At 63.2% G+C, this 2,377-nt stretch carries 1 protein-coding gene and 1 pseudogene; both read right to left on the reverse strand.

The window, feature by feature from the left end:
- Nucleotides 1-240 precede the first annotated feature (240 nt).
- On the reverse strand, nucleotides 241-2,157 hold the full coding sequence (locus tag QZY06_RS14305; RefSeq protein ID WP_295685712.1) for a type IV secretory system conjugative DNA transfer family protein: 1,917 nt from the start codon (nucleotides 2,155-2,157) through the stop codon (nucleotides 241-243).
- A 13-nt stretch (nucleotides 2,158-2,170) separates the two neighbouring features.
- Nucleotides 2,171-2,377: pseudogene (locus QZY06_RS14310) on the reverse strand (P-type DNA transfer ATPase VirB11); the annotation flags it as partial.

Raw genomic sequence — 2,377 nt, forward strand, 5'->3', positions numbered from 1 at the left:
CCGAATGGGGCTGTTCCGCGCTCGCAGCCCGAAACCGGTCAGGCCGCCATCGGCCCGACCCTAGCCAATTGACGACATTGCTCGAACACAAGCGCGAATGTCAGCAGCTGGCAAAAGCCGCCGTTGAGGGACATCCGCAGCAAAGGCCGCTAAGTCCCCATTTGACGCCATTGGGGACAAATCGCTCGTTCCCAAAAAACGATTCCCGCTAGAAAATCACCAAAAAGGCATTCTCAATAATTACGAAGCTTTGCCTCGCACCATGAGGACGCTTTCGAAGAGCTTGGCGACACGCTCGTTTGGCGGAACGGCCAAAGCCGCGCTGATCGCGGCCTGATTCAATCCACGCCGACCCGTTGCACGAGCGCCGTTGGTCGCAGCAGGTTCTGAGGGTATCGCGGCGCCTCGCATCAACGAGGCGTCGTCGGCGGGAGCCTGCGTGGCCTCGATCACCCGAAGGCTGTTAGCAGCGACGGCGGGGTCGACGCGGATCTGGGGCATCTCCGGGGCGGGTATTTTGGTCCGCGCCGAGAGCTTCTTCTCGGCATAGTAACGGACCTTCTTTCCATAGGTCGCGTACATGCCTCGCCGGAAAACGATCAGATCGTCCTCCGGCAGCAACTCTACTTCCTGAGGAAGCATCAGCGGCCGGCGCTGATCGGAGTCCGAGGTGGAGCCGCCGCCGCCGCCCCACGTTCCCATCGAGCGCGACCGCGCCTTGAACGTGTAGCTGCCGAGCTGGTCCGAGATCTTCTTCGCTTCGGCCAAACCGGCCGGACGAAGCACGAGCCGCACTGCGCAGTTTCGCTCGATGTCCGAGGCCACCTTGTCGCCATAGACGCCCTGAATCTGTTCGAGCGACTGGAACGCCGGCAGCATCCGCAACCCGTAGCCGGCTACATAGCTGAAGGCGTTCGCGAGCACGGTGCATTTGCCGAGGCTCGCGAACTCGTCCAGGGCGAGCAGCACCTTGATCTGATGCTTGTCGCCCTTCGGCAGCTCGCGGACGTTGCGGTCGATGAGTTGCTGGAAGAGCAGGCCGTAGATCGGGGCAACCCGCTCCAAATCATCCGGCGACACGCCGAGATAGAGCGAAATCCGCTTGTCCCGAAAGTCACTGAGATCGAAATCGCTCTCTGAGGTCGCCGCATCGACATATGGGTTCAGCCAGCCGTTGATCTTGGACGTAACCGACTGGCGCAATCCGGAGAACGTGTTCGCCGACGAGCCGGTATAATCCTTGATCGCCGATACGCACCCTTCCGACAGAGGCTTCCCGGCCCTCTTACGATCGGCGATGATCTTCGGGAAACGCCGCTGGGCATCGCTGGCCGCGAACTGGCGGTACACCTCGCCGAGCGTGAAGGGGAGGGCGTCCTCCCCATCGTCGACGGTTGCCGCGATATATGCGGTGATGCCGAGGAAAGCGGTTCGCGCGCCCTCGGCCCAGAATTTCTCGCCCGTGAGCGGATCAGGATAGAGCATTGCCGCGATCTTCTGAAGCTCGTTGATGACCTCCACCGGATCATGCCGGTTGATGTAGCTCAGCGGGTTCCACCGCACGGTGCGGCCCGTGGGATCGAGCGGGTTGAAGAGCAGCACCTGCTGCCCGAGCACCTTCAGCCGATACCCCGCCGTGTTGTCGTAATTCTCCTGCTTGATGTCGAGCACCACTAGGGAATCGAGCCAGTCGAGCAAGTTCGGGATGATGACGCCCACCCCCTTGCCGGCGCGCGTCGGGGCTTCCAGCATCACATGCTCGGGTCCGCCAAAGCGCATCACCTTGCCGCCGAACTTGCCCAGCACGATGCCGGCGGAGGCGAGCATCTTGCCGTTGCGAACCTCGCCGACCCGGGCGAAGCGCGCCTCGCCGTGGAGCTTCTGCCGTTTGAAGAGCGTGGAGAGGATGGTGATGACCGTCAGAACGAGGCCGATCCCGAAGCCGATCAGGAACGGCTGATAGACGATCGGATAGCCCTTCAGCGCCCACAGCGCGGCCGGCACCTTAATCCAGGGCGTATGCGCGTTGAGGAGGTGGGCACGCCACAGGACGGCGAGGGCGCCGATCGTGGCGCTCAGCGCCAGGCCGATGATGCCGAGGAACGCGATCGCGCCCGGCTGCGACCCTTCGTCGCTTCGCACCCATTTTCCGTTCATGCCGATACCCCCTTCAGTCGGTCGGCTTGCTCGCCGGATCGAACCATACTTCGGTCATGCGATAGCGCGCCGGCTGGCCCTCGCCGGGTGGCAGGCGGTGCATCTGCACGACGATATCGACCAGCGAGCGCAGCAGCGCCCGGATGTCGTGGCGGTCGAGATCGTTGCCGCCTTCCGATTCCTTCACCAGCAGCGTCAGCTGCTCGAGCGCGCCCTCGGC

Source organism: uncultured Nevskia sp., from assembly GCF_903885465.1.
GTDB lineage: Bacteria > Pseudomonadota > Gammaproteobacteria > Nevskiales > Nevskiaceae > Nevskia.

Excerpts from the sequence above, each read along its gene's own strand:
- QZY06_RS14305 (WP_295685712.1), bottom strand. The coding sequence starts at position 2,157 with ATGAACGGAAAATGGGTGCGAAGCGACGAAGGGTCGCAGCCGGGCGCG.